This window comes from Verrucosispora sioxanthis (assembly GCF_010560025.1).
GTDB classification, from domain to species: domain Bacteria; phylum Actinomycetota; class Actinomycetes; order Mycobacteriales; family Micromonosporaceae; genus Micromonospora; species Micromonospora palythoicola.
In genome coordinates this window covers 99,836-125,638 of sequence record NZ_SAIY01000004.1, presented here as the reverse complement: position 1 = coordinate 125,638, position 25,803 = coordinate 99,836, and the positions used below count along the sequence as shown (strand labels likewise).

Sequence of the window (25,803 nt, the reverse complement as noted above, 5' to 3'; positions counted from 1 at the left end):
TTCGGGAGAGGGCCTCCTTGGCGAGTACCGATGCAGGTCGGGCGCGGGATGGCGTGCCCGTGTCAGGGACGTGGGCCGTGCAGGAGGGCGCCGTGCAGGACGGCGGACGGGTCCGCTCCGAGGTCGAGTCGGTCCGGCGCGACGTCGGCGCGGACGAGGACGTCGCCGACGGCGGCGATCATGGCGCCGTTGTCGGTGCAGAGTCGGGGTGACGGTACCCGCAGTCGTACGCCAGCGGCGGCGCAGCGTGTTTCGGCGAGGTGCCGTACCCGGCTGTTGGCGGCGACGCCGCCGACGAGCAGCAGCGTGTCGACCTGGTGGTCGCGACAGGCAGCCAGGGCCTTGCGGGTGAGGGTGTCCGCGACGGCTTCCTGGAACGACGCCGCGACGTCGGCGACAGGCACCGCCCGGTCGCCGTGCCTCTCGACCCAGCGGGCCACGGCGGTCTTGAGACCGGAGAAGGAGAACGGGTAGGGCGGGTCGTGGGGGCCTGTCATCGGTCGGGGGAAGGCGATAGCGGTCGGGTCGCCTTCGCGGGCGATGCGGTCGATGGCGGGTCCGCCGGGGTAGGGCAGGCCGAGCAGGCGGGCGACCTTGTCGAATGCCTCTCCGGCCGCGTCGTCGACGGTGTCGCCGAGGTGGACGACGGGGTCGCGGGCGAGGTCGCCGAGAAGGAGCAGTGAGGTGTGTCCGCCGGAGACGATCAGCGAGATGCAGCGGTGGGGGAGCGGGCCGTGTTCGAGGACGTCGACGGCGGCGTGGCCGGCGAGGTGGTGCACGCCGTAGAGGGGTACGCCGAGGCTGAGGGCGTAGGCCTTGCCGGCGGCGAGGCCGACCTGGACGGCGGTGGCGAGGCCGGGTCCGGCGGTGGCGGCGACGGCGTCGATGTCGGCGAAGCCGATGCCGGCGCGGTCGAGGGCGTGGCGGACCATGGGGGTGACGGCGTGCAGGTGGGCGCGGGCGGCGATCTCGGGGACGACCCCGCCGAAGCGGGCGTGTTCGTCCATGCTGGTGGCGAGGGCGTCGCCGAGGAGGACGCCGTCGGCGACGATGCCGACGCCGGTCTCGTCGCAGGAGGTTTCGATGCCCAGGACGACCGGCATCGGTCAGTCGTCCTGGCGGACGCCAACGCCGGGGTGCTCGGCGCTGGCGGCCAGGATGCGTTTGCGGAGTTTGGTGGGCAGCCGGTCGACGTAGGTGAGGCCGTCGAGATGGTCGACCTCGTGTTGGAAGCAGCGGGCGAGGGTGCCGGTGCCGTCCAGTCGGATCTCGTGGCCGTGGATGTCGAAGCCGCTGACGGTGGCGGTGGTGCAGCGGGCCAGTTCGGCGTGCTGGCCGGGGACAGAGAGGCAGCCCTCGGCGTCGGTCACCAGGTCGCGGTGCTCGGGTAGGTGCAGGACCGGGTTGACGACGGTGGCCACGGTGTGGGTGCCGGTGGCGTCGGGGCAGTCGACGACGAGTTGGCCGAGATCGTTGTCGAAGGTGGTCACCTCGGCACAGCGGCGGTGCAGGACCGGGGTGCCGTAGCGGGTGATGGGACGCGGGGCACCGGTCGAGGTCTGCACAGTTGCCCATTCTATGCAACTGCCAACTCTTGGCGACAAGGATGTCGTTGAGTGCGCTCAGGCTGGCCGCCACAGCCGTCTCTCGCCGGCAGCGAAGCGTGGAACTGGGGACTGCAGTCGTCGCCTTCACTACCGTTCGATGGCGGTGATCAGGATCGGGTTGCCCGTTGGCGGGCGCGGTGTGCCCGCACGTGGGCCCGGGTTGCGCACCGCTCGGAACAGAACCGGCGTCGCCGGTTACTGTCGTGATCGAGGAACACTGTGTGGCAGTGCGGCTCGGCGCACACGCCGAGCCGGTCGATGCCCCGCTGACACAGCCACACGGCGAGCCCCCATACCGTGGCGGCGAGGTATGCGACCGAGGAGGGTGTGCCAGGTGCGGCGAGGCTGATGTGCCAGTCGGCGGGGGAGGTGCCGGTGATGGTCGGTCGGACCCGGTACCGGGCCAGCAACGTGTTGAGGCGCTGCACCACCTGCTGTTCCTGACCGGCCGCAACGTCGTCGAACACCTTCCGCAGGTGCTGGCGCACCAAGCGTTGCCTATGCACGTCGGCTGTCGTTACCGTCGCGCGCAGCCCGGGCTGGTCGGACAGTAGGGCCTGCAGGTCGGTGAGATTGTCGAGTTGGGCGTTGGCCAACGCCGCTGCTCGCGCGGCCAGTCTCCGGCTGTCGGCCAGTCTGCTGCTGCGTGCGCCCACGCCCGTGCGGCGAGCATTCGGCGGGTTTGCGTGGCCGATCGCCACCGCGGCGGACGGTCTGAGTGTGGAGTCGGGGTTCAGTCGGCCGTTGTCATCCGGCACTGGGCGCACCGTCCGTAGAGGACGACACCGCTGGGGTATCCGTCTGGGTCGACCTCGATCCCCGCGGTCCGTGCGGCGTCGATGCTGGCAGCCACCGCTGCGGCCGGTAGTTGCCGTAGGCTGCCGCAGCCCTCGCACACCGCGTGATGGTGCGGTTGGTCCGCCAGCCCGAAGGTCATCGCTCCGGCGACCGGCACCGTGTGCGCGATGCCCAGGTCGATCAGTTGCCGCAGAATCCGGTGCACTGTCGACATCTCCATGGCCAGCCCGCGCGCCAGTAGGGCCTCATGCAGTTGGGTCGCGGTGAGGTGCCCACGGTCGCCTGCCGCGTGGGCGAGGAGAGCGAGTATGCCGCGCCGTGCCACCGTGTTGCGCATACCGGCGCGGCGCAGCCGCCTCAGCGCGGTATCAACCCGATCGGCCTCGGTTGTGATCAATCACTACTCCTCGCCACGGGACCACGGATCTGTTGCAAGATGATGGCAACAACCATACCTTCGCAGTAAGACCTGGAGGGTTCCTGATGGGGATCTACACCCTGCCCGACATGCCCTACGACTACGGCGCGTTGGAGCCGGCGATGTCGGGGCAGATTCTGGAGTTGCATCACAGCAAGCACCACGCCGCCTACGTCAAGGGCGCCAACGACGGTCTGGAGCAGCTTGCCGAGGCCCGCGCCAAGGGTGACTTCGGCACGCTTGTCGGTCTGGAGAAGACGTTCGCGTTCAACCTGTCCGGGCATGTGCTGCACACCATCTTCTGGGGCAACCTGTCCCCGGACGGTGGTGACCGTCCCGACGGAGAGTTGGCTGCGGCGATCGAGGAGCACTTCGGCTCGTTCGAGGCGTTCGCCGGGCAGCTGTCGGCGGCGACCAAGGGAGTTCAGGGTTCCGGCTGGGGTGTGCTGGCCTGGGAGCCGCTCGGGCAGCGGTTGATCGTGGAGCAGGTGTACGACCACCACGGCAACGTGGGGCAGGGTTCCACGCCGTTGCTGGTGTTCGACGCCTGGGAGCACGCCTACTACCTGCAGTACAAGAACGTACGGCCGGACTACGTGGACCGGCTGTGGAACCTGGTGAACTGGGCGGACGTGATCGCCCGCTTCGACGCCGCCCGCGCCGCCACGCCGAAGATCTGAGCGGCGTGACCGGTTTCACCCCGGCAGCTGCGGAACTGGTGCAACGCGCAGCCGGGGTCATCGCGGCCAAGCATCGCGGTGACCTCGGCGGCGCCGAGGAACTCCTCGCCGCGTTCAGTTCCGATCAGGCCAAGACCCTCGGTTTCTACCTCCTGGCGGACCTGAGCCTCGGACTGCTCCGCGCGCAGAGCGGCCAATCTCTGGACGACCTCGTACGAGAGCTGTCCCTGCTCGTCGCCGCCACCGCGACACCGCCGGACAACTGACGGGGGTGGTCATCGAGTCGGTGTCGCCGGCACCACCAAGCGTGCCGGCGACACCGGCCGGAACACGGCCTGACCCGACCACCCGGCCGACTGCCCCGCCACTGGCGCTACCGGGAACGGGCGGTCGGGCGTGGGGTATCAGAAACAGGCTCATCCTGTTGCCACTAGCATGTAGTTGCATAGTTATGGCAATAAGAGGGCGTTGGTGCGGACGGCGGAGATCAAGCGGCGCTTCTTGGCGCACTTCGAGGCCAACGGACACACGGTGGTGCCGTCGGCGCCGTTGCCGGCGATCTCGGATCCGAACCTGCTGTTCATCAACGCCGGCATGGTGCAGTTCGTGCCGTACTTCCTCGGTCAGCGGGCCGCGCCCTACCGGACTGCTGCGTCGGTGCAGAAGTGCATCCGGACACCGGACATCGACGAGGTCGGCAAGACCTCACGGCACGGCACGTTCTTCCAGATGAACGGCAACTTCTCGTTTGGCGACTACTTCAAGGCCGACGCGATCCGCCTCGCGTGGGAGCTGTCCATCACACCGGTCGAGCAGGGCGGTTTCGGGTTGGACCCGGAGCGGATCTGGGCGACCGTCTACCTGGACGACGACGAGGCGTGCGACCTGTGGCGTTCCACCGGCATGCCGGCTGAGCGGATCGTGCGCCGGGGCAAGGCCGACAACTTCTGGTCGATGGGCATCCCCGGCCCGGCCGGCCCGTGCTCCGAGCTGTACTACGACCGCGGACCCGCCTACGGCGCCGAGGGTGGCCCCGAGGTCGACGAGGACCGGTACCTGGAGTTCTGGAACCTCGTGTTCATGCAGTACGAGATCGCCGACGTGGCGTCGAAGACCGACTTCCGCATCGTCGGTGACCTGCCCAACAAGAACATCGACACCGGCATGGGCCTGGAGCGGATCGCTTCCATCCTGCAGGGCGTGGACAACCTCTACGAGATCGACGAGGTCCGTCCCATCCTGGCCCGCGCCGCCGACCTGACCGGCAGGCAGTACGGCGTGCATTCCGGGCCCGCCGCCAGCCAGTCCCACCCCGACGACGTACGCCTGCGGGTCATAGCCGACCACGTGCGTACCGCGCTCATGCTCATCGGGGACGGCGTGAACCCGTCCAACGAAGGCCGCGGGTATGTGCTGCGCCGGATCATGCGCCGCGCCATCCGCGCGATGCGACTGCTCGGCTGGCAGGACAAGGCCCTGCCCGAGTTGCTACCCGTCGCCCGCGACTGCATGTCACCGTCCTACCCGGAACTCTCCGCCGACTTCGACCGAATCGCCTCGGCCGCCTACGCCGAGGAGGACACCTTCCTCGGCACGCTGCGCACCGGCACCACCATCCTCGACACCGCGATCGCCGAGACCAAGAAAGCCGGCCGGACGTCACTGCCCGGCGACAAGGCGTTCCAACTGCACGACACGTACGGATTCCCGATCGACCTCACGCTGGAGATCGCCAACGAACAGGGCCTGACCGTGGACACCGACGGCTTCCGGGCCCTGATGACCGAGCAGCGCGCTCGCGCCAAGGCCGACGCGAAGGCCCGCAAGACCGGCCACGCCGATCTCTCGGCCTACCGGACGGTGCTGGACGCGCACGGGCCGACGGACTGGCTGGCCTACGAAACCCTCGACACCGAATCCCGGGTCCTCGCGATCTGGTCCGCCGGCGCCACCGTCCACACCGCCCAGGCCGGCGACATCGTCGCCGTCGCACTGGACCGCACCCCGTTCTACGCCGAGAGTGGTGGCCAGGACTCCGACGCCGGCCTGCTCACCAGCCCGAACCTGCGCGCCGAGATCATCGACGTGCAACGGCCGGTCAAGGGCCTGATCGCGCACACCGTGAGGATCCTCGACGGCAGCCTCGCCGTCGGCGACACCGTGCACGCCGCCGTGGACCCGGAATGGCGGATCGGCGCCCGGCAGGCACACTCCGGCACGCACGTCGTGCACGCCGCGCTGCGCCAGGTCCTCGGCCCGAACGCGTTGCAGTCCGGCTCGTACAACCGGCCCGGCTACCTGCGCCTGGACTTCGCCTGGCGCGGCGGCCTGTCCGAGGCCACCCGCAGCGAGGTCGAGGAGGTCGCGAATCTCGCGATCCGCCGCGACCTGCCCGTCGACGTCCGGCACCTGCCCCTGGAGCAGGCCCGCGCTGAGGGGGCTCTGGCGTTGTTCGGCGAGACCTACGACGAGACCGTCCGGATCGTCGAGATCGGCGGCGAATGGTCTCGCGAGCTGTGCGGCGGCACCCACGTCGACCGCTCCGCGCAGATCGGCTCCCTCGCACTCACCGGCGAATCATCGGTCGGCGCCGGCCAACGCCGCATCGAAGCGGTCACCGGAATCGAGGCATTCCGCTACCTGGCCCGCGAACGCGACCTCGTCGGTCAACTCGCCGCCCAACTCAAGGCCCGTCCCGAGGAACTACCCGACCGGGTCACCACCCTGCTCGCACGTATGAAGCAAATCGAACGCGAAGCCAACGACCTCCGCGACCGGCTGATCGACCTGGACGCCGACAGGTACGCCGCCCATGCCGTCGACCTCGACGGTGTCGCCTACGTCGGCGTTACCACCACCGGCGACGGCCGACGCCTCGCGGAGAAGGTCACGGACCGGCTCGGCCGCCGCCCCGGCGTCGTCGGCGTCGTCGCGGGGGCGAGCATCGTCGTCGCCGTCACCCCCACCGGTCTGGAACGCGGCCTCTCCGCCGCCGACCTGATCAAGCTCCTCCTGGCCGGCCGTGGCGGCGGCAGCCCGGCGTTCGCCCAGGGTAAAGCCACCGGCGACCCGGCCGACCTACTGGTGAGGCTCCGCGACCTCATCACCACCGCGTGACGTCCCCGGCGGTCTCCTGGCTGGCACGCGTCGCGGCTTGACAGAGCGGATCACCGCGCGGGGTCAGGCGCGCCAGACGGTGCCGCGCCGTTCGTACTCCAGCACCTGCTCGACCTGAACCGCGAGCGCCGCGCCGAGTTGGCGCTCGACCAGCCAGAGCGCGAGGTCCAGGCCCGAGGTGACACCACCGGCGGTGACCAGGTCGCCATCGTCGACCACGCGTGCGTCGGTGACGATGCCGCCCTGGGCCCGCAGGTCGTCGGCCGCGCGGTGGTGCGTGATGCAGGGTCGCCCGGCGGTGAGTCCGGCCGCCGACAGGAGCATGGTGCCGGTGCAGATGCCGGCGATGGTCAGGCCGCGGCGGCGCGCGGCGCGGATGGCTGCGGGCAGGACGCCACGCTGGATCTCGTACGCCACGCCTGGGGTGTCCGCCCGCCGGTAGCCGCCGCCGGGCACCACGAGGAGGTTTGTCTCCCGGGGTGACCAGCGGCCGGTCGCCTCGACCCGGGTGCCGTGGGTGGCGGTCACCGGGCTGGTGGCGTCCACGGTGACGAGGGTGGTGGTGATGTCACCGCCGAGCCCGCGGGCCATGCCGAACACCTCGACCGGGCCGGCGAAATCCATCTCCTCCACCCCCGGGTACATCAGGATGTGCACCCGCACGGGCCGCTTCGGCGCACTGGCGGTGGCTGCCGAGGCGCCGGCGACCGCGCCGACGGCGGTGGCTGTGGCTCCGGTCGCGATCGTGGCGCGCAGGACGCTTCGACGGTCCATGGCGGTGCCCCTCTGCTTGGTGAATGACCTGTACTCAATCAGTCGGCTACCCCTGTCATTCAGTTCCGTCGATGTGTATGGTTGTTGGACGCCGGCCGGACAAGGTCCGCGATGAGGTTGCGCGGTGGCACGTCAGCGTCACCCTGTCGCCAGGCCACGTGCCCGTCAGGTCGGACGAGGAGGCCGCCACCCGGGGGGACGCCGCAGATGTCGAGGTACTGCCGCAGGCATTCTCGGGACAGCAGTCTGGTCAGCGGACGGGTCGCCACCGGGATGTGATGCTGCCGGGCCTTCTCCAACATCGGCTGGAAGGCGGCAGCCGTGTCGTCGGCGACGAGCAGGGTGAATCCGTCGTCGGCCAGGAGGTCGAGCGTGGAGCGGGACGGGTCGTCGTCCAGCCAGGCGTGCGGCAGGCGGTGTCCGGGCCGACCGGTCGGCTGGTGGTCGGTGACCGGATCACCGGGCGGTACCGGAGTGCCGTCGGGGACCACAGCGGCGGAGGCGTAGTGGTAGCCGAGGACGAGTCCGTCGCTGGGACGGGCACGTGGCGGGGCCCCCGCCCGGTGGGCGGCGAGGGCGTCGGTCAGCCGCAGGTGACTCTCGTGGGCGGTGGCCAGCGCCACCGGTCGCCGTTCGTCGTGGTAGGTGTCGAGCAACGCGGGGGCGGCCCAGCCGTGGTGTACGGCGGCGAGCTTCCAGGCGAGGTTGTCGGTGTCGCCAATGCCGCAGTTCAGGCCGAACCCACCGTACGGGGTGGTGACGTGGGCGGCATCCCCGGCCAGTAACACCACGCCGACGCGGAACCGGTCCGCTACCTGGGCGGCGGCGTGCCACACCTGCCGCGCGACGAGCCTGACCGGCAGCCCGGGCAGTCCGGAAGCACTGCGGATCATCGCCACGCACCTGCTGTCGTCGATCCGGTCCGGGCCGGGGCCATCTCGATCGGCGACCATGTTGAACAGCCAGCGCCGTTCGTTGTCGACGGCGAGGAACGTCCCGTGTAGGTCGGGACGGCTGATCGTGTACACGGCACTGAGCCGGTCGGCGACGTGGGCACCGAGGTCGGCGTCGAAGAGGATGTTCAGGTTGTGGGAGACCTCGGTGGGTCCGGTCATGGCGATGCCGAGCTGTTCGCGGACGCTGCTGCGGGCGCCGTCCGCGGCGACCACCCACCGGGCCGCCAGCAGGTGACGGCGGTTGCCGGTGACGAGTTCGGCCGATGCGTGTTCGGCGTCGACGTGCAGGGCGGTGAGACGGGTCCCGAAGTGGATCCGTCCCGGGTTGAGCCGCTCTGCGTGGGACCGCAACAGTGGTTCGAGACGGTCCTGGGAACAGAGCAGGGTGTAGGTGGGGCTCGCCATCGATGGCCGGGCGGCGGGGCTGGTGACGATGCGGGTACCGTCGGGGTCGACCAGGGTGCGACCGGTGTAGAAGGCCAGGTGATCGCGGGGTAGCCCGGCGGCGGTGATCTCCGACTCCAGCCCCCACGACCGGTAGATCTCCATGCTGCGGACACTCAACGCTCGCCCTTTGGGAAACGTGGCGGTGTCCGGGTGCTGTTCGACAAGCGTGCTGGGTACGCCGAGCTGAGCGAGGCGGATGGCCAGGCCGAGCCCGACAGGCCCACCACCGACGATGAGGACGGGGATCATCGTGCTGCTTCCTCCACAAGGCCGGTGGGGGCACGACCGCGGTGCTCCCCACCGGTTGGACCGGCCGGATCCGTTCAGGAGGCGACGGCGGCGACCAGTCGTTCGGTGTTGGTCCGGAACACTTCGAGCAGGTCCAGATCCGCACCCGGAAAGTTGACGATGTCGACTCGTTTCGCGCTGGGGATGTCGGGGTTGGCGCCCGGCAGGTGAGCGTTGGCCAGCACCAGTTTCGGCTTTTTCGCGGTTAGATCGGCCAACTGGCTCGGGGTGACCGGCTGCGGCCCGTAGGTGCCGGCGACCGTGAGCCCGGCGAACTCACCCCAGTACGCCATGAACAGGTGCGACGCGGCGACCGGAGGGGGATTCGGCAGCGCCGACCTGATCTGCTGGGACAGCTTGGCGTACTCGGTGTCGAAGGTGCTCAGCCACCCCTCGGCGGTGGCGGTGGTGCCGAACACTCCAGCCAGCCGGGTCACCTCTGACCGGATTGCGTCGGGGGTGTTCTCCAACTGGACGGGGATGAGCTGGCCGGTGCCGCCGGCGGCCTCCTTCAGCCTCGGGGCGAAGCCGTCGAACTCGGCGAACAGGATGTAGTCGGCGTCGGTGACGGCGGCCAGATCACTGGGCTTGGGGTCGTAGTCCGGCGGGTGCTGGACGGTGGCGGGGGCGACCACCGTGACGTCTGTGGCCCCGGCGGCCTTGGCGAATGCGCCTACCCAGCTGGTGGAGGCGACGACCTTCGGCCCCTGCGCGGTCGGCGCCACGCTGCCGCTCGGGGCGGGATCATCAGTGTTGCTACAGCCGCTGACCAGCAGGGACAGGGTCGCCACCGCGGTCAACGCGGTGGCCCGGATCAATCGCATCACGTGCTCCTTCGGGAATCAGGTAGGTGAGCAGGGTCAAGGTGCCGGCCACCAGGACGAGGACGGGGCCGGGTGGCTGGTCGAGCAGCAGTGCCACCACGAAACCGATGCTGTTGCCGGTGACGCCGAGTGCGATGGCCCAGAGCACCATTGATCGCAGGGAGCGGCCGAGGTTGCGGGCGCCCAGTGCGGGCAGAATGGTAAGCGCGTCGACCAGCAGCGCGCCGGTGAGCCGGATCGACGCGCCGATCGCGACCGCGACGACGACCAGCAGCGCCAGCAGCAGTGGCCCGGCGGCGACGCCGGAACACAGGGCGATTTCCCTGTCGAACAGCAGCAGTGCCAGTTGGCGCCGCCAACGCCAGAACAGCACGTGCACCACCACGGTCAGCGCGCCGAGGATGATCAGGTCGACGTCCCGGGTGGCCAGGATGGAACCCCACAACAGTTCGAACGCGCCGGTGGCGTTGACCCCGGACACCGAGAGCACGAGCAGGGCGGCGGCGATGGCGAACGTCATCAGCAGGCCCATCGCACCGGGCAGCCCGGTGGGGCGGTGGGCCAGGGGAGCGACACCGGCACCGGCGATCGCGCAGGCGAGCAGTCCGCAGAGCATCGGGTCCACCCCGATGAGCAGGCCGACAGCTATGCCGAGCAGCGCCACGTGCATCATCGCGAACCGGACGGCGATGATGTCCAGACCGATGATGAATACCCCGACGATGGGCAGACCGACGGCGGCGATGAGCAGACCGATCGCCGAACGTTGCACCGCAGGCAGCGTGAGCAGATCGAGGAAGCCGTCCATGAGGGATGTCAGACCAACCGCAACTTGCCGGCGGCCATCTCCGCCACCCGGTCGCAGGCCCGTGACATAGCCCGGTCGTGAGAGACCACCACGACCGTCACCGGTAGCGCGGCGAGCAGAGCGGCGACCTGTTCCTGACCGTGGAAGTCCAGCGCGGCGGTGGGTTCGTCGGCGAACAACGCGCGCGCGCCCGCCGCGACCGCACCCAGGGCGCGGGCCAGGAACACCCGTTGCAGTTGCCCGCCGGAGAGCGTGTGCAGGGGACGGCTGCCGAGTCCGGCGACGTCGAGTTGGGCGGCTGCGGCGCGGGCGGCGACCGGGTTGCCGCCGCTGTCGAGTAGTTCGTCGACAAGCAACGGAAATCGGCCGGGTGCGAGCCGCTGCGGCACCCACGCCACGTCACGGCGTCGCCGGGCCCATTCGGCGCCGGTGACGGCGGGGCGCCCGCCGACGGTGATGCTTCCGGTGGTGGTGGGGTAGAGGCCGAGCGCGGCGCGGAGCAGGGTCGTCTTGCCGGAGCCGTTGGCACCGGTCAGCGCGACATGCTCACCGGCGGCGACATCGAGATCGACTCCGTCGACCGCGGTCCTGCGACCGTATCGGCAGGTGACGCCGGAGAACGTGATCGCGGCGGCGGTCATGTTTGGTTCTGGTCGGTGTGCTGCTCGCCCAGCCACCGCTCGTGTATCCATGTGCGGGCCGGTGTTGCCAGCCACCATCGCGCTGTCGCCGCCGTCGACCGGGCCTGGGCCGTCATCAACACTCCGTTCACCCGCACCTGCGTGGTGGTTGGACGACGGCCACGAGCTGTAGCGGCCGGGCCCGTCCCCGGCGCGGGCACGCAGCCGTCGTCCAGCCGTACCTTTGGTCGTGCGGACGGGCCGGCTGGTTCCGGCTCGGCCCGAAGTGTCGCTGCGGGCCGAGCCCATGAACCGAATGTCGACTGGCGGTGCTCCGATGCCGGGCCACGCGAAGTGCGGAGAAGGCCGGGCTGCCATCCCGGGGACGTCACGGCCGGCGCAGATCCTTGCGGGTCGAGAGACCGCGATCGCCGACTCGCCGCCCGCGTCGGGTCGGCCGGGGGCGGTGACGGTTCGGCCGTGAACTGACACCGGTTCCGGACATCCGGACCCTGCGAGTGATCTCGACGGCCCGCGCCAACCACTGCTGACAGCCGGTACACGCCGCCAGGTGCGCCCTGAGCACGAGTTGCTCGTGCGGTGTCGCCTCACCGTCGAGTTGCGCGGACAGAACCTCGCGCCACGCCTCGCACCCCACGTCACGAATAGTCGGGCGACACTGCCGTGTGGTTCCCGTCCGCACGGGTTCGGCTGCGACGGATCGGCTCAGCCGGCGGCGTCGTTTCTACCCAGCGACCGAGGCGCGGGGCGCTCGCCCACGGCCGCGACCAACGACACCCGCGCCTGCGCCACTCGTGCTCGGATGTCACCGACAGAGCACCCGCAGACGGCGGCGGCCCCGGCGTATGACAGACCGAGCATCTGGGTGACCACGAATGCCTCACGCTGTTCCCACGTAAGGTCGTTGACCAGTTGGTCGGTGGCGTTCAGGCTGACGCCCTGTCCGCGACCGGGCCGGGCGTGCCGTTCCCCATCGAGTTTCTCAGGCTGGGCGTGCTCGACGGCCACCTGCCGGGCGATGCCGAGCAACCAGACCCATGCCGACGAGCGGGCGACGATCGAGGGCAATTCGCGCATCGCCCGTGTGTAGGTCTCCCGGGTGAGACCGAGGCCATCGGCGGGGCCGGCGAGGTGTAGGAACATGCGCTGTACCTGGTGCTGCGTCGCCCGGATGAATGCCGCGGCGGCCTGCTGGTCACCGTGGCCCGCGGCTATCGCCCATGCAGTGATCTCGGCATCGTCTGGCACCTGCAGCTCCTTCTGTCACCCGGAACCCCGGCTACCGGGGCAACGATACGACAAGCTGTAGTAGCTAGTTCGTCGCCCGTGTCAGCCACTGAGGCTTCGCTGCCTGCTGCTGTGATACGGACCGCAGGGCGTCGTGGGATCAATCGCAACGACAGTGGGCTGCATCTCGCGTCCTTCGAGCTTCCGGTCACCTACCGCCGACCCGATGGCTGCCAGTGCGACAGGCGCAGGCTGTTCAGTACGACGATCAGGCTGGAACAGGCCATCGCGGCGGCGGCGAGCATCGGATTGACCAGGCCGAGCCCGGCCAACGGGATCATCAGGACGTTGTAGGCGAAGGCCCAGAACAGGTTGACCTTGATCGTACGAAGGGTCGCTCGGGCCAGGGTGAGCGCGTCGACGGTGGCGGTCAGATCGACAGTGCCCGCGTCCGCGCGTACCAACGTCACGTCACCGGCCTCGATCGCGATGTCGCTGCCGGTGGCCATGGTGATCCCCAGGTCGGCCTCGGCCAGGGCGGCGGCGTCGTTCACGCCGTCACCGATCATCGCCACCGCGCGCCCGTCGGCACGTAGCTCACGAATGGTCGCGGCCTTTGCCTCGGGGCTGACTCCGGCGATGACCTCGATCGGGCCGAGCTGCTCGGCGACCGCTCCGGCGGCGGCCGGCGTGTCGCCGGTGAGCAGAACGGGACGCAGGCCGAGCGCCCGCAGTCGGGTGACCGCCGGCACCGCGGTGTCCCGTAAACCGTCGTTGACGCTGATCCAGCCGAGTAGCCGTCCATCGCGGGCGACGTGCACGACGGTGTCCGTCACGGCATGCGGCTCGACCACGCCGACACCCGCATCGGCGAGGTGGCGAGCGTTTCCGACGACGACGAGGGCACCGTCGACCATGCCGAGCGCTCCCCGGCCTGGCGTTGCCTGGAAGCGCTCGACGGTCGGCAGCCCGGCCGCGTTTCGTTGCCCGTCGGCGATTACGATGGCCTGCGCGATCGGGTGCTCGGCGTAGTTCTCGACGGCGGCCGCAGCACGGAGCAACTCCTCGCGCCGGACACCATCGGCGGGGTGTACGCCGGTGACCCGCATGCGGCCGGTGGTAAGTGTGCCGGTCTTGTCGAAGACGACCGTGTCGATGCGGCGGGCGGACTCCAGAGCCGCGGCACCCCGGATCAGGATGCCGAGCTGTGCACCGCGTCCGGTGCCGACCAGCAGCGCCGTCGGGGTGGCCAGGCCGAGCGCGCAGGGACACGCCACGATCAGCACCGCGACCGCCACTCCGATAGCGGTGGTCGCCGGTGCGAGGGCCAGCCAGCCGGCGAAGGTGGCCAGCGCCAGGACCAGCACGAACGGAACGAAGATGCCGGCAACCTCGTCGGCGAGACGCTGAACCCGCGCCTTGCCCGCCTGGGCGTCCGCCACCAACCGGCCGATCTGCGCCAGCCGGGTGTCCTCGCCGACCCGCGTGGCGCGGACGATGAGCCGGCCGCCGGTGTTGATTGTCGCACCGGTGACCGAGGCACCCGGACCAACCTCCACCGGCACGCTCTCGCCGGTGAGGAGGGCGGCGTCGATCGCGCTCACGCCGGACTCGACGACGCCGTCCGTGGCGATCTTCTCGCCCGGTCGCACCACGAAGCGGTCGCCGACCTGAAGGTCTCTGACGGGCAGCCGGTGTTCCTGGCCGGAGGAGGCAACGACGGTGACGTCCCGGGCACCAAGTTCGGCGAGCCCGCGGAGCGCCGAGCCAGCCCGTGATCGGGCGCGTGCCTCAAGCCACCGCCCGGTCAGCAGGAATGTCACCAGGGCGGCCCCGACTTCGAAGTACAGCGCATGGTCGTGGCTACCGAGCAGGTCGAGGCTCATGGTCAGACCCGGCTGGCCAGCGGGGGTGGCCAGGAGCGCCCACACACTCCAGAGGTAGGACACCAGCGCGCCAAGCGAGACGAGTGTGTCCATGGTGGCGGTGCCGTGTCGGGCGTTGAGGGCCGCGGCCCGGTGGAACGGCCAGCCAGCCCAGCCCACGACCGGGCCGGTCAACCCGGCTACCACCCACTGCCACCAGGCGAACTGCCACGCTGGAACCATCGAAATGGCGAGCACGGGCGCGGTGAGGGCGGCGGCGATGACCAGGCGCCGGCGCAGTGCGGCGTCGGTGTGCTCACCGGCGGAGACCGGGCGGTCCGGCTGCGGCGGGTGGGCGGTGTAGCCCATGGCGACGACCGTCGCCACGAGATCGGTGACGGGCAGGGAGGGCGGGTGTGTCACGGTGGCGGTGGCGGTGGCGAAGTTGACCGTGGCTCGTACCCCGTCGATCCGGTTCAATTTGCGCTCGATCCGGTTGGCGCACGCCACGCAGGTCATACCGCCCACCGTCAGGGGGGTCAGCACGAGTTCGGCAGTGGTCACGAGACCACTCCCGCGAGATCGAAGCCCGCGTCGTCGATGGCCCGCTGCACGTCGGCGGTGGCCAGCGCGCCTTCACTGCGGACTGTCACCTGGGCGGTGGCCAGGTCGACCTCGACTTCTCGGACGCCGGGCAGCGCCGTCAAGCCAGCGGTGACCGACTGCACGCAGTGGCCGCAGTTCATACCGAGGACGTGGTACGTCGATCGCACGGGGAACCTCTTTCAGGTGGGTGATCTCGCACAGCAGGCGAGGAGCAGCGCGACGGCAGTTGCCCCATGCCGTCGGGTGGACCGGCGCCGCAGCCGTGACGGGCGGCGCGTGACGTGTCCGGCTCCCGCTCATGGTACGGCCTGTTCGCGCAATCGGTTCAACGGATCGGGTGATGGAGCCGTCAGAGCCCTAACATCTGCCGCACCTGGTCGAACAGCCGCCCGCTGCGGATGTCACGTTCGCGAGTGGCCAGCAGGGCCTCCAGCACATGCGCGTCCACCATCGGCAGACGCAGACAGGTGGCGGCCCCGGTGCCCGCTGCGTGGCGTCGCGCTGCGCTTCTGGCCTGATCCAGGCGAGGTCGCGCCGGACGGGGAGTTGACGGGCGGAACAGGGCATTGAATCCGGCGGGGTCGAGGGTGATCCGGCCACCCGGGCCGGACAGATCGGCCGCCTGATTGCGCATCAGCGCGTGGATCGCCGCTTCGGTCGCCACAGCGGTCGCGGTGACCAGGAACGCCCGTGCCTCGACGGCCATCCGTAGCCTTCGGGCAAGCAGTGGTCCGGTTACCGTCGCCGGCACCCGGGGCATCGGTGGCGTCCAGTAGGTTTCCTGGCGCACCGAGCCGTCGTCGTACAGGTGAACACCTGTAGCCTCGGCAAGTGGTGCCGTGGCGTGTCCGGGACGGGATGCGGCCTCGCCGGTGGCGGACAGGTGCAGCCGATGGAGTCCGGCCACGTCGCCAGCGGCGTACGTGCCGTAGGGCGCACGGACGAAGGTACGGAAGCTGCCAGGCAGCCGTGCAACCGCGCCGAGGTCATACCGCCGCACGGCCTGAGTCACCTGCTCGGTGAGAACCCGCTGCGACAGCGGGCACACGCCGAGGATCACCACCCGGAAACCGCTGGTGTCCACCTGACGCATGACTCGCCGCGGCCACCACCCGGTGAGCCACGGCGTGTCATGCACCGGATCGCGGACCACCCGCCCCGCCGGTGCCTTCGTTGTGGGTGCCCGGCCGGGACGGTGGGTGCGTACCCAGCAGAACGGCAGACCGGTTGTGTCCAGCTGCTCGCTGTTCAGGCGTTGGCCGCGTCGTCGAGCGCCCCGGCCCGGGCCAGCTCGACGATGTCACGCAGTTGCCCGCCACTGAGACGGATAGCGTTGCCGAAGTCGTCGGTGATGACGACCCGCTGCTCAACCGGCGCCTGGGGATCGACGTACAACTCGGGACAGCCGCAGTTGCAGCTGCCGCACAGCGTCAGGACGTGCACGAGGCTCTCTTGCGCCATGTCTGCCTCCCAAGGCTCGACTCGCCGCAACGCTAGAGCCGAGCCGTCGCCCGATTACTGGAAGCGTGTTCCTTTTCGGACCCGTGCGGATATCGGAGGTGCCGGGAACCGTATGGTCCACCGAGCCGACAAACACTTACTGGGGTGCCGGGAGCCGATTGGTTCCTCGCCGCGACGGTCACCGCCAGCGGCCAGGCGCTGATCACCGTGGTCGACGCGTCCCGAGTGCCCTGTTGAGCAGGCCGAGCAGCAGCGCGGCGACGGCGACCACCAATGCCGCGATCCCGATCCCCAGGGCTGCGGCGGGCGAACGGATGTCACCGGAGGGCGCCCCACCGGGAATAGGCATGCCGTGCTCGTCGACGCCGACAGCGGCGGCTTGGTCGAGGTACACCACCACTGCGGGGTTCGCCGGTTCGGTCCCGTCGCTGGCGGGCTCTTCGATCCATCGGCTGACCTGTCCGTCCGAGTACGTCTGCAGTGCCTTGAAGATCAACCGTTCCCCGGACTGCGGCAATGGCCCCAGCGACACCCGAAACTCCTGGAACTGGTTGCCATCGACGGCCGCCGCGTCGTCGAGAGCCGTCCACGTGACGGCGGAGACCGCGTCCGTTCCTGGTGCGTCGAGGGCGGCGGCCGCGTCGAGCGGCACTCGTTCGACCTCCGCCCGCCACCCGGCGAGTTTGTGTACGGCGGCGGAGTTGATCGGCGCTGCCGTCGGTACGACGAGCCGCAGGCTGACGGTACTGGCGTCGGCCCGTTCGTTAGGCACCCGGAAGGTCAACGTGGCGAAGGAGCCGGGCGCGACCTGGCTGGGCGTGACCGAGACATGAGCGTGTGCCGGGCTTGCCCAGAGGGCCGCCACAGTCGCCGCGACGAGCGCGGCCAGCAACGGCCGGCCGCGGAGGCGTCTACCCATCGCGAATATCCTTCCGCCAGGACGCAGGTGATGAGATCGAGTTGCGGCCAGGCTCGCGGCCGCAGGACGTCCATCATGACGCCAGCCATCTGAACCGGTTGTTCGGGGCCGGCCGGAGGCCGGGCCTGCGAGCCGGGCCCGCTTGGCGACTTGGCTGACTGGTCGGTCAGGGGTGAGGGGTGCCACGCACGCCAAACGTCCAGTGCGACCGTCCGGGCCATCTGTGTGGCACCGACGCTTCCAAGATTTTCGAGATGTTGCGGGAACCGCTCACACCCGATCGACGACATAGACATTGCCGCACATCACCGGATCGCGGCGCCTCGATGCCGGAGTCGATGTATGGCGGATTTGTTGCGAGGGAGGTGATTGGAATGGCGATGCTTGAGCTGGTGGAAGACCTGTTCGAGAGCGAGATCCAAGGCGAGATCCTCGCATTCTCCTGCACGAAGGCCCTGTCCTTCGAGGACGAGTGAACGCCTGGGACCGGTAGCTAGCGGCCGGCTGGCGTGACGTTCCGGGGGGCGCGTGACCCCCGGAACCCGCCCGGTTGACGGAGGAGGACGAATGGGTGTCGCGGCGATGACGGGATCGGCCGGCAAGGGGCATCTGCGTGGTACCCACCGCCTGGTGCCGCCGGAGCAGACGTGGGCGGCGATCCGGCCCCTGCTGTCCGTGTTCGGGATCACCCGGATCGCGGACGTGACCGGCCTGGACGACCTGGGAATCCCGGTCTACCAGGCGATTCGTCCTGCGTCGGCGACCTTGGCGGTCTCCCAGGGCAAGGGTGTCACGCACGACCTGGCGAAGGTCTCGGCGGCAATGGAGATGATCGAGTTCGCGCATGCGGAGCGGGTGACGCTGCCGACGGCGCGCGGCCCGGCAACCGAGTGTGGTGACGGATCCTACGGGTTGCGGGAGTTGCAACTGGTCGCGGGTTCGCTGGTCTCCGACACCGTCGTGCTGGACTGGCTGCAGGGGCGCACCGTCCTCAGCGGGCGGACGGTACCAGTCCCGAAACAGTATGTCGAGATGAGCAACGAATTTCGACGGGAATGGGCACCCCCGTTGTTCGAGACGTCGACAAACGGTCTGGCAAGCGGCAATTGCCTGGACGAGGCAGTCCTGCACGGTCTGTATGAGCTGATCGAGCGGGACTGCCTCTCCGGCATCGAGGGAATGCCCCGGTCGACCCACACCAGGGTGGACCCGGAAACTATTCATGACGATGACTGCCAATGGCTCATGGCCCGTTTCCGCGCTGCCGACAACTGGTTCGAGATCGTCGACGCCACAAATGATCTCGACCTCCCGTGTTACGTGGTGAACCTGTGGTCGCCGTCGTTTCCGGTGCTCGTGTCCGGGTCGGGCTGCCATCTGGATCCGGCTGTCGCGTTGAACCGGGCGCTGACCGAGGCGGCGCAGTCCCGGTTGGCGATCATCAGTGGCACCCGGGAGAGCATCCCCGAGCAGGTGTACCTGCTCCAACACGTCCGCCAGGAGCGGCCACCGCCGCCGGGCGACGACGTACCGACAGTCGCCTTCACCCGACCGGACCGGGCCGACACTACCTTGGCCGACGACCTGACCGCCGTCGCCGAGCAACTCGTACGTCGGCGCGGCCGGGAACCGTTCTACGTGGATCTCGGTCTCGGCCACGAGGCGATCGCCGTCGCCAAGGTGGTCGCGCCCGGCCTGCGCTTCGAAGCCGCGCACGGGCTTGTGGAACGGGTGGGGCCACGATGACCACCCACGTCTTCGCTGGGCCCACCATCGAGGCCGACGCGATCAACGAGAGGCTGCCGCACGCGGTCGTCCATCCTCCGGTACGCCACGGCGACCTGCTCGCGCTGCACCTCGGCCCCGGTGACCGGGTCGCGATCATCGACGGGGTGTTCTTCCGGACCGGTGCGATCAGGCACAAGGAGATCGTCCATCTGCTCCAGCAGGGTGTCCCGGTCTGGGGTGCCAGCAGCATGGGTGCGCTGCGCGCCGCCGAACTGGACCGTTTCGGAATGCGCGGTGTCGGTCGGATCTACCGGTTGTACTCCAGCGGGGTCGTCACCGGTGACGACGAGGTGGCTGTCCTGCACGGCGAGGCGGACGACGGGTACCGGCAGATGAGCGAGGCGCTGGTAGCGGTCCGCCTGGCGATCCGCCGGGCCCGGGTCACCGGGCTGCTGGATTTCGACGCCGAACGCCGGCTGGTCAAGGCGGCATGCGCGTTGTCGTTCGGTGACCGTACCTACCGGCGGATCGTGGCGGACGCCGTCAGCGACGGCCTGCCCTCGGCGGTGGGCGAGTCCTTCCTCGGGCGGGTGCGACACGAGCGTGTCGATGCCAAGCGAGCCGACGCGCACCTTCTGCTCCACCACCTCGGCCGCGATGAGGGAGCCCCGCCGGAGGCGGCTTCCCAGCGGATGCCGATGACCTCGTTCCTGCTGCGTTGGCAGCGTTCCGCGCCCACCATCCGGGTGGCCGGCGTGCCCGTATCCGACCTGGCCACGTTGACAGCGGCGCAGGTGTTCGGCACCGGCTACGAGGCACTGCACCGGCGGATCGTGCTTCGCGAGTTGACCGGACTGCCGGTGGACACCGATCCGGCCGAGCTGGCCGGCAGCGCGCTACGAGTGGCGCAATCACGCGGGCTGATCGGGCCGGACCGTGACGTGCTCCCGGAGGGCTTTCACTACTGGCTGGACGGGCCGGAACGACAGCTGCCACCCGACGAAGCGGCGCTGCTGGCGATGGTCCGGTCGTTCCGGTGGGCGCCGAATGTGCGCGTCGTCGAACCTGTCGTGGAAGCCCTGGCCGGCACTGAGGCATGGACCACCGCCCAACGGATCGTCGCGCGCGCGGTGCGCTGCAACGAGAAGTTGGCGACCCTTCGCCCGACGTTCAATCCGCACTACATCGCCGATGCCAGACTGCGCGCCTGGGTGGGCCGGCGCTGGGGAGTGGCCGAACCGACCTTCGCGCTGTTGGACAGGGGATTCGGCGGGCAGGCCGACCTGCGGGTCAGGGGTGCGATGTTCGCTCCGTTGGACAGCGTCGAGCCGGTCGAGTCGTTCCCGGTGCCCAGCGGCCATGTCTGAGGCGGTGATGCGGCGGGGGCCCGTCCGGGTGGTGATGGGTGCCCTGCTGGTGGCGATGTTCCTGGCGTCGGTGGACCAGACGATCGTGGCGACAGGTTTGCCCACGATTGTCGGCGAGTTCCAACGGGCGGACCGGTACGCCTGGGTGATCACGACCTATCTGTTGGCCGAGACGGCGTTCACCCCGATCTTTGGTAAGGCGGGCGACCTCTACGGGCGCAAGCGCGTCCTGCAGGTGGCGATCGTGGTCTTCCTGGCCGGCTCGGTGCTGTGCGCGCTTGCTGATTCGATGTGGCAGCTGGTGGCCTTCCGGGCCGTGCAGGGTGCCGGGGCCGGCGGGATCCTCGCGGCCACCCTGGGAGTGGTGGCGGATCTCTTCCCACCCCGGGAGCGGGGACGCTACCAGGGCGCATACGTGAGCGTCTTCGCGCTGGCGGCGATCCTCGGCCCGCCGCTCGGCGGCTTCTTCGTGGATGGCCCGGGCTGGCGGTGGGCCTTCTGGGCAACTGCTCTCATCGGCGTCGGCGTGCTGTCGCTCATCGGGCCGTTGCTACGGCTCCCAGTCAGGTCGCGACCAGCCGTCATCGACTGGTGGGGCGCACTGCTGCTGGTGGCCGGGGTGGCGACGCTCATTCTGGTGCTCACCCTCGGCGGGCGCGAGCTGCGCTGGGCCTCGGCGGGCACGCTGGGCCTGGCAGCGCTGTCGGTGGCGCTGCTCACCGGGTTCGTCCTGCGGCAGCGCACCTTCGTCGAGCCCGTGCTGCCGCCGAAGCTGTTCGGTGACCAGGTCGTCGCCATGAGCTTCGCCCTGGCCTTCGTCATCGGCGCGATCATGCTGGGCGCCTTGGCGTTCCTTCCGCAGTTCCTTCAGCTGGCCCAGGGTTTGAGCGCCACGAACGCGGGACTGGCTCTGGTACCGGTGCTGGGCAGCGCCCTGGTGACCTCGACAGTGGTGGGGCGCCTGATCCGACGGGTGGGTCGCTACCGCCGTTTCGCCATCGGCGGAATGGCGGCGCTCTCGCTCGGCGTCCTGCTGCTGTCCACTGTCGATGCACACACCGCCTACGGCCTGCTGGTGGTGCCGTTGGTGCTGCTCGGCGCCGGGGTGGGCATGTCGACACCGGCGCTGTTCATCGCCACCGCCAACGCGGCGGCAGGCGAGCACGTGGGGGTCGCCTCGTCGGCTGTCTCGTTCTTCCGGGCCCTGGGCGGGGCGGTCGGCGCGGCGGGTTTCGGCGCGATCCTCGTCGCCCGGCTGAACGTCCGACTCGCGGAGCAGTTGCCGGGTTGGTCGGGTGACGTCAACGAGATCATCGAGGTGCCTCGCCACGTCGCCGCGCTACCGGCCGCGGTCCGGGACGGTGTCCGGGACGCGTACGCCGCGAGCCTGCGCGACGCCCTGCTCGTCGCCGCCCCGGTCGCGGTGGGTGGGTGGCTGGCGTCCTGGTGGCTGCGCGACGCCGAGTTGAGTGCCGAGCCGGCGGGAACCGCACGGGACACCGAACCGACAGAAGCCACGGAATCGTCTGTCACACAGGGAGCGACACGTAATGACTAATAGACGGCGACAGCGCTGGACCGCTGTCGCGCTCGCGACCGCACTGATGCTCGCCGGCTGCGGCGACGATCAGGCCGACGAGTCGGCGGGCGGCACTGCCTCGGCACCTGCCGATGGCAGCTATCCGGTGACCATCAGCAACTGTGGTGAGGAGGTGACCTTCGACGCGCCACCCCGACGGGTGGTCACGATGGATCAGATCTCCACCGAGTCACTGCTGCACCTCGGCCTCAAGGACGCCATGGTGGGCACCGCGTTCCGCAACGACGACATCTTTCCCAGCGTGTCGGCCGACTACGAGTCGGTGAAGGTGCTCGCCGAGATGTACCCCTCGAAGGAGGTACTGCTCAGCGTCGAACCCGACCTGGTGGTGGGCAACATCGACTTCTTCACGTACAGCGGTTTCCCGCCGGGCTCCAACTTCACCCGCGAGGAGCTGACCGGCAAGGGGATCAAGTCCTACACGTTGCAGTGCCAGGGCGAGCAGCCCGATCCGGAGCGGATGTTCGTCCGGTTCGCCGAGCTGGCCACCATCTTCGGTGCGCAGGCCAGAGCCGATCAGATCATCGGTCAGGTCAAGGAGTCGTTGGCCGCCACGGAGACAGTGCTGGCAGGGGCGACGCCGGTCCCCACGTTCATCTACCGCTCCGGCACCGGTCCGCTCGCCACGTTCGGCGGCGGTGGAGGATCCGCCGACGGGTTGCGCCGCTCGGGCGGACAGAACATCTTCAGCGACAAGGCGGCGTTGCCGCCGCCCGAGGTCAGCGTGGAGTCCGTGGCCGCCCTCAACCCGAAGGCCATCGTCATCTCGGACGAGGACGAGCAGTCCCCGCAGGACAAGGAGACGTTCCTCAGGGGGATCCTGTCGCAGAGCGACGCGGTGAAGAACGGCACGTTCTGCGTCACCGACTTCTACGCCTTCGGCACCCCGTTCCGCCTGGCCCGCGACGTCAACGTGGTGGGCAAGTGCCTGCATCCCGACAAGACCTTCCCCGCCTTCCCGTAACCGATGACCGTCACCACGTCGCCCAACGTCCCGGGGCTCACCGACAAGGCCGAGCCCCGGGGCCTGTCGGTTCGCGCCCGCCTCCGACGCCGTCCGCCGTTCTGGCTGGTCCTGGTGCTGCTCGCGGTCGGCCTGGTCGTCACCCTCACCACGGCGGTGACGATCGGTCCAGTCGAGCTTCCGTTCCTGCAGGTGTGGCAGATCGTCGCCGACCGAATCCACCCCGGCCTGGGCGGTGAGGTCACCTGGACACCCGTACGCGAGCAGATCGTGTGGGACATCCGGATGCCCCGGGTGCTGCTCGGCGCGGCCGTCGGCGCCGGACTGGCCACCGTCGGGGCGACCTTGCAGGCGTTGGTCCGTAACCCGCTCGCCGATCCGTACGTCTTCGGCATCACCTCCGGTGCCTCCACCGGGGCCACCGCGCTGCTGGCACTCGGGATCGCCGCGTTCGGCAGCACCGCACTGTCCGCAGCGGCTTTCGGTGGCGCGGTGGTGGCCTTCGTCCTGGTGCTCGTCCTCGCAGGCGCTGCCGGTGGTCTGGCCCCGGCCCGGCTGATCCTCGCCGGCCTGACCGTCGCCTACACGATGTCCGCCCTGACCAGCCTGATGATCTTCCTGGCCGCCACCGCCGGGCAGTCCAGCATCGCCGAGACGGTGCTGTTCTGGCTTCTCGGCGGGCTCGGCGGCGCACGCTGGTCCCACGTGCTCATCCCGGGGCTGGTGACGGTCCTGGGGACGCTGCTGGTCACCCTGCGGGCCCGGTCACTCAACGCGCTGCTCGTCGGCGAGGAGACGGCGGCGACTCTCGGCGTGAACCTGGGCCGGTTCCGCCTGCAGATGTTCACTCTGACGGCGCTCATGACCGGTGTGATGGTGGCGGTCAGCGGAGGCATCGGATTCGTGGGACTGATGGTGCCCCACGCGGTACGCCTGATCGTTGGTTCCGACAACCGTCGCGTGCTACCGGTCTCCATGCTCCTCGGGGCGATCTTCCTGGTCTGGGCCGACGTGGTGGCCCGGACCGTCGTCGCACCACAGGAGCTCCCGATCGGGATCATCACCGCTCTCGTCGGCGCACCGTTCTTCGTCGCCATCATGCGGTCCAAACGCCGACTCAACGTGGTGGGGGAGAGATGAGGCTGCGCGCCAACGAACTGTCGATGGTGATCGACCGTCAGCCGATCGTGTCCGGTGTCGACATCACCGTCGGTCCGGGTGAGGTGGTCGGCCTCGTCGGGCCGAACGGCAGTGGAAAGTCCACGCTGCTGCGCGGGGTGTATCGGGTGTTGCGGCCCGACGCGGGGCGAGCCGAGATCGACGGATACGACGTCTGGGCGCTGTCGGCCAAGGCCGCCGCCCGTCGGGTCGCCGCCCTCGTCCAGGAACCTGCGGGTGACGTCGACTTCGACGTTCGGGAGATCGTGCGGATGGGCAGGTCGCCCTATCTGTCGGCGCTGCGACCGGCGACCGCCGCCGACGAGCAGCTCGTCACCGATGCGCTGGAGCGGGTCGGTGCCATGCCGTTGGCGGGCCGGGGCTTCCGGACGCTGTCCGGCGGGGAGAAACAACGGGTGCTGCTCGCCCGGGCTCTCGCCCAGCAGCCGGACCTGCTGGTGCTCGACGAACCGACGAACCACCTGGACGTCCGCCACCAACTGGAGACGCTCGACCTGATGCGACGACTCGGCATCGCGACGCTCACCGCCCTGCACGATCTGAATCTCGCGGCTGCGTACTGTGACCGGCTCTACGTGCTGGCGGCCGGCCGGGTGGTCGCCAGCGGCCCTCCCGACGAGGTGCTCAGCCCGGAACTTGTCGGCACGGTGTTCGGCGTCGGTGCGGTGCCGTCGGTGCATCCGGTGACGGGCCGTACGCATCTGGCTTTCTATCCGCTTCCCGCAGCGGCCGAAACCGCGACGGTACGACGATGACCGCCGCCGACGATCACGGCAGGCGTAACCGTCGGGCCTGGAACCGGATGGCCGACCAGTACCAGGAAATCCTCGCCGAGTTGGGTACCCCGGATGAGCTGACCTGGGGCTGGTGGCGGCACTCGGAGCACCGGCTCGACATCCTGGGCGAGCTGACCGGCCGGGATGTGCTCGACCTGGGCTGTGGTGCTGCCGGTTGGGCCCGCCGCCTCGCCGACCACGGCGCCAACGTGGTAGGCATCGATGCGTCGGCCCGGCAACTCGCGCACGCCCGTGACAGCACCGCGGGCGGGGCAGCCGTCGCCCTGGTCAACGGGGACGCCGAACGGCTGCCGTTCGCCGATGCCAGTTTCGATGTCGCGGTGTCGAACTGGGGTGCGCTGAGTTTCTGCGACCCGCACGTCGCCGTGCCCGAGGCGGCCCGGGTGCTGCGTCCGGGCGGACTGCTGGTGGTTTGCACGTCGAGCCCGATCTACTGGCTCTGCACCGCGTCCGACGCTGACCAGCCCGGCACGGAGATCCGGCGCAGCTACTTCGACCTGCACCGTTCCCCTGGCAACACCGGGACCGTCCGGTTCCAGTTGCCGTACGGCGGGTGGATCCGCACCTTCGCGGAGGCGGGATTGACGATCGAGGCACTGATCGAGCCGGTGCCCGATCCCGCGACCGTGATCCCGGCACACCTTGAGCAGGCCACCTGGCGGCACTGGCTGGCCAACTGGCCGTTCGACGTCATCTGGAAGGTCCGCAAACCCACCCATCGATGAAGGAGAG

Annotated in this window: 26 protein-coding genes; 10 read left to right on the top strand and 16 right to left on the bottom strand. The window is 69.7% G+C overall.

Annotated features, from left to right (window positions below; all coding sequences use genetic code 11):
• Positions 1-62: 62 nt before the first annotated feature.
• From tsaD to ENC19_RS13320, 4 genes are all read right to left on the bottom strand, one after another.
• The gene (tsaD, locus tag ENC19_RS13335; RefSeq protein WP_164447522.1) at positions 63-1,103 is read right to left on the bottom strand and encodes a tRNA (adenosine(37)-N6)-threonylcarbamoyltransferase complex transferase subunit TsaD; all 1,041 of its coding nucleotides are present in this window, start codon (positions 1,101-1,103) and stop codon (positions 63-65) included.
• A gap of 3 nt (positions 1,104-1,106) precedes the next feature.
• Positions 1,107-1,565: a peptide deformylase gene (locus tag ENC19_RS13330; protein WP_164447521.1), complete on the bottom strand. Its 459-nt coding sequence runs from the start codon at positions 1,563-1,565 to the stop codon at positions 1,107-1,109.
• Positions 1,566-1,714: 149 nt separating this feature from the next.
• Positions 1,715-2,263, bottom strand: coding sequence for a CGNR zinc finger domain-containing protein (locus ENC19_RS13325; protein ID WP_309246318.1), 549 nt, complete (start codon positions 2,261-2,263; stop codon positions 1,715-1,717).
• A gap of 77 nt (positions 2,264-2,340) precedes the next feature.
• Complete coding sequence (locus ENC19_RS13320) at positions 2,341-2,802, bottom strand: Fur family transcriptional regulator (protein ID WP_164447520.1); 462 nt, start codon at positions 2,800-2,802, stop codon at positions 2,341-2,343.
• Between the two features lie 86 nt (positions 2,803-2,888).
• Between ENC19_RS13320 and ENC19_RS13315 the strand changes: the two genes are divergently transcribed.
• The 3 genes from ENC19_RS13315 (at position 2,889) to alaS (ending at position 6,620) form a co-directional block, all read left to right on the top strand.
• A complete protein-coding gene (locus ENC19_RS13315; protein WP_164447518.1) occupies positions 2,889-3,503 on the top strand; it encodes a superoxide dismutase in 615 nt (204 codons plus the stop codon).
• 5 nt (positions 3,504-3,508) lie between these two features.
• Positions 3,509-3,769 (top strand): superoxide dismutase, encoded by a 261-nt coding sequence (locus ENC19_RS13310; protein WP_164447516.1) that lies wholly within the window; start codon positions 3,509-3,511, stop codon positions 3,767-3,769.
• Between the two features lie 205 nt (positions 3,770-3,974).
• A complete protein-coding gene (gene alaS / locus ENC19_RS13305; protein ID WP_164447514.1) occupies positions 3,975-6,620 on the top strand; it encodes an alanine--tRNA ligase in 2,646 nt (881 codons plus the stop codon).
• 63 nt (positions 6,621-6,683) lie between these two features.
• Here the strand turns inward: alaS and ENC19_RS13300 are convergent, their stop codons facing one another.
• The 12 genes from ENC19_RS13300 to ENC19_RS13245 all read right to left on the bottom strand — a co-directional run bounded on the left by ENC19_RS13300 (position 6,684) and on the right by ENC19_RS13245 (position 17,436).
• Positions 6,684-7,394 carry a DJ-1/PfpI family protein gene (locus ENC19_RS13300; RefSeq protein ID WP_164447513.1) on the bottom strand — a complete coding sequence of 237 codons (711 nt, stop codon included), beginning with the start codon at positions 7,392-7,394 and terminating at the stop codon, positions 6,684-6,686.
• Positions 7,395-7,453: 59 nt separating this feature from the next.
• Entirely contained in the window at positions 7,454-9,046 is a 1,593-nt protein-coding gene (locus ENC19_RS13295; protein ID WP_164447512.1) for an FAD-dependent monooxygenase, read from the bottom strand.
• Positions 9,047-9,120: 74 nt separating this feature from the next.
• Positions 9,121-9,909, bottom strand: coding sequence for a metal ABC transporter substrate-binding protein (locus ENC19_RS13290; RefSeq protein WP_164447511.1), 789 nt, complete (start codon positions 9,907-9,909; stop codon positions 9,121-9,123).
• The gene (locus tag ENC19_RS13285; RefSeq protein ID WP_164447509.1) at positions 9,842-10,717 is read right to left on the bottom strand and encodes a metal ABC transporter permease; all 876 of its coding nucleotides are present in this window, start codon (positions 10,715-10,717) and stop codon (positions 9,842-9,844) included. The genes ENC19_RS13290 and ENC19_RS13285 overlap by 68 nt, the downstream gene beginning before the upstream one ends.
• Positions 10,718-10,725: 8 nt before the next feature.
• Positions 10,726-11,358, bottom strand: a complete 633-nt coding sequence (locus ENC19_RS13280) for a metal ABC transporter ATP-binding protein (RefSeq protein WP_164447507.1) — start codon at positions 11,356-11,358, stop codon at positions 10,726-10,728.
• A gap of 367 nt (positions 11,359-11,725) precedes the next feature.
• Positions 11,726-11,995, bottom strand: coding sequence for a zf-HC2 domain-containing protein (locus ENC19_RS31405; RefSeq protein ID WP_164447506.1), 270 nt, complete (start codon positions 11,993-11,995; stop codon positions 11,726-11,728).
• A gap of 68 nt (positions 11,996-12,063) precedes the next feature.
• Positions 12,064-12,606 carry a sigma factor-like helix-turn-helix DNA-binding protein gene (locus tag ENC19_RS13270; protein WP_164447505.1) on the bottom strand — a complete coding sequence of 181 codons (543 nt, stop codon included), beginning with the start codon at positions 12,604-12,606 and terminating at the stop codon, positions 12,064-12,066.
• 191 nt (positions 12,607-12,797) lie between these two features.
• Positions 12,798-14,969 (bottom strand): heavy metal translocating P-type ATPase, encoded by a 2,172-nt coding sequence (locus ENC19_RS13265; protein WP_164447901.1) that lies wholly within the window; start codon positions 14,967-14,969, stop codon positions 12,798-12,800.
• A gap of 41 nt (positions 14,970-15,010) precedes the next feature.
• The gene (locus ENC19_RS13260) at positions 15,011-15,223 is read right to left on the bottom strand and encodes a heavy-metal-associated domain-containing protein (RefSeq protein ID WP_164447504.1); all 213 of its coding nucleotides are present in this window, start codon (positions 15,221-15,223) and stop codon (positions 15,011-15,013) included.
• Positions 15,224-15,405: 182 nt separating this feature from the next.
• Entirely contained in the window at positions 15,406-16,119 is a 714-nt protein-coding gene (locus ENC19_RS13255) for a hypothetical protein (protein WP_164447503.1), read from the bottom strand.
• Between the two features lie 185 nt (positions 16,120-16,304).
• A complete protein-coding gene (locus tag ENC19_RS13250) occupies positions 16,305-16,517 on the bottom strand; it encodes a hypothetical protein (protein ID WP_164447502.1) in 213 nt (70 codons plus the stop codon).
• Between the two features lie 202 nt (positions 16,518-16,719).
• Complete coding sequence (locus tag ENC19_RS13245) at positions 16,720-17,436, bottom strand: YcnI family copper-binding membrane protein (RefSeq protein ID WP_164447500.1); 717 nt, start codon at positions 17,434-17,436, stop codon at positions 16,720-16,722.
• Between the two features lie 567 nt (positions 17,437-18,003).
• Between ENC19_RS13245 and ENC19_RS13240 the strand changes: the two genes are divergently transcribed.
• From ENC19_RS13240 to ENC19_RS13210, 7 genes are read left to right on the top strand one after another with little or no spacing between them, the layout of a single operon-like run.
• Positions 18,004-19,182: a YcaO-like family protein gene (locus tag ENC19_RS13240; RefSeq protein ID WP_164447499.1), complete on the top strand. Its 1,179-nt coding sequence runs from the start codon at positions 18,004-18,006 to the stop codon at positions 19,180-19,182.
• Positions 19,179-20,531, top strand: coding sequence for a TfuA-like protein (locus ENC19_RS13235; protein ID WP_164447498.1), 1,353 nt, complete (start codon positions 19,179-19,181; stop codon positions 20,529-20,531). The genes ENC19_RS13240 and ENC19_RS13235 overlap by 4 nt, the downstream gene beginning before the upstream one ends.
• Entirely contained in the window at positions 20,524-22,089 is a 1,566-nt protein-coding gene (locus ENC19_RS13230) for an MDR family MFS transporter (RefSeq protein WP_164447497.1), read from the top strand. Before ENC19_RS13235 ends, ENC19_RS13230 begins: the two co-directional genes overlap by 8 nt.
• Entirely contained in the window at positions 22,082-23,095 is a 1,014-nt protein-coding gene (locus ENC19_RS13225) for an ABC transporter substrate-binding protein (protein WP_164447496.1), read from the top strand. The genes ENC19_RS13230 and ENC19_RS13225 overlap by 8 nt, the downstream gene beginning before the upstream one ends.
• A 3-nt stretch (positions 23,096-23,098) precedes the next feature.
• Positions 23,099-24,235: a FecCD family ABC transporter permease gene (locus tag ENC19_RS13220; protein ID WP_164447495.1), complete on the top strand. Its 1,137-nt coding sequence runs from the start codon at positions 23,099-23,101 to the stop codon at positions 24,233-24,235.
• Complete coding sequence (locus tag ENC19_RS13215; protein WP_164447494.1) at positions 24,232-25,029, top strand: ABC transporter ATP-binding protein; 798 nt, start codon at positions 24,232-24,234, stop codon at positions 25,027-25,029. Before ENC19_RS13220 ends, ENC19_RS13215 begins: the two co-directional genes overlap by 4 nt.
• Entirely contained in the window at positions 25,026-25,796 is a 771-nt protein-coding gene (locus tag ENC19_RS13210; protein ID WP_164447493.1) for a class I SAM-dependent methyltransferase, read from the top strand. The genes ENC19_RS13215 and ENC19_RS13210 overlap by 4 nt, the downstream gene beginning before the upstream one ends.
• Positions 25,797-25,803: the final 7 nt, after the last annotated feature.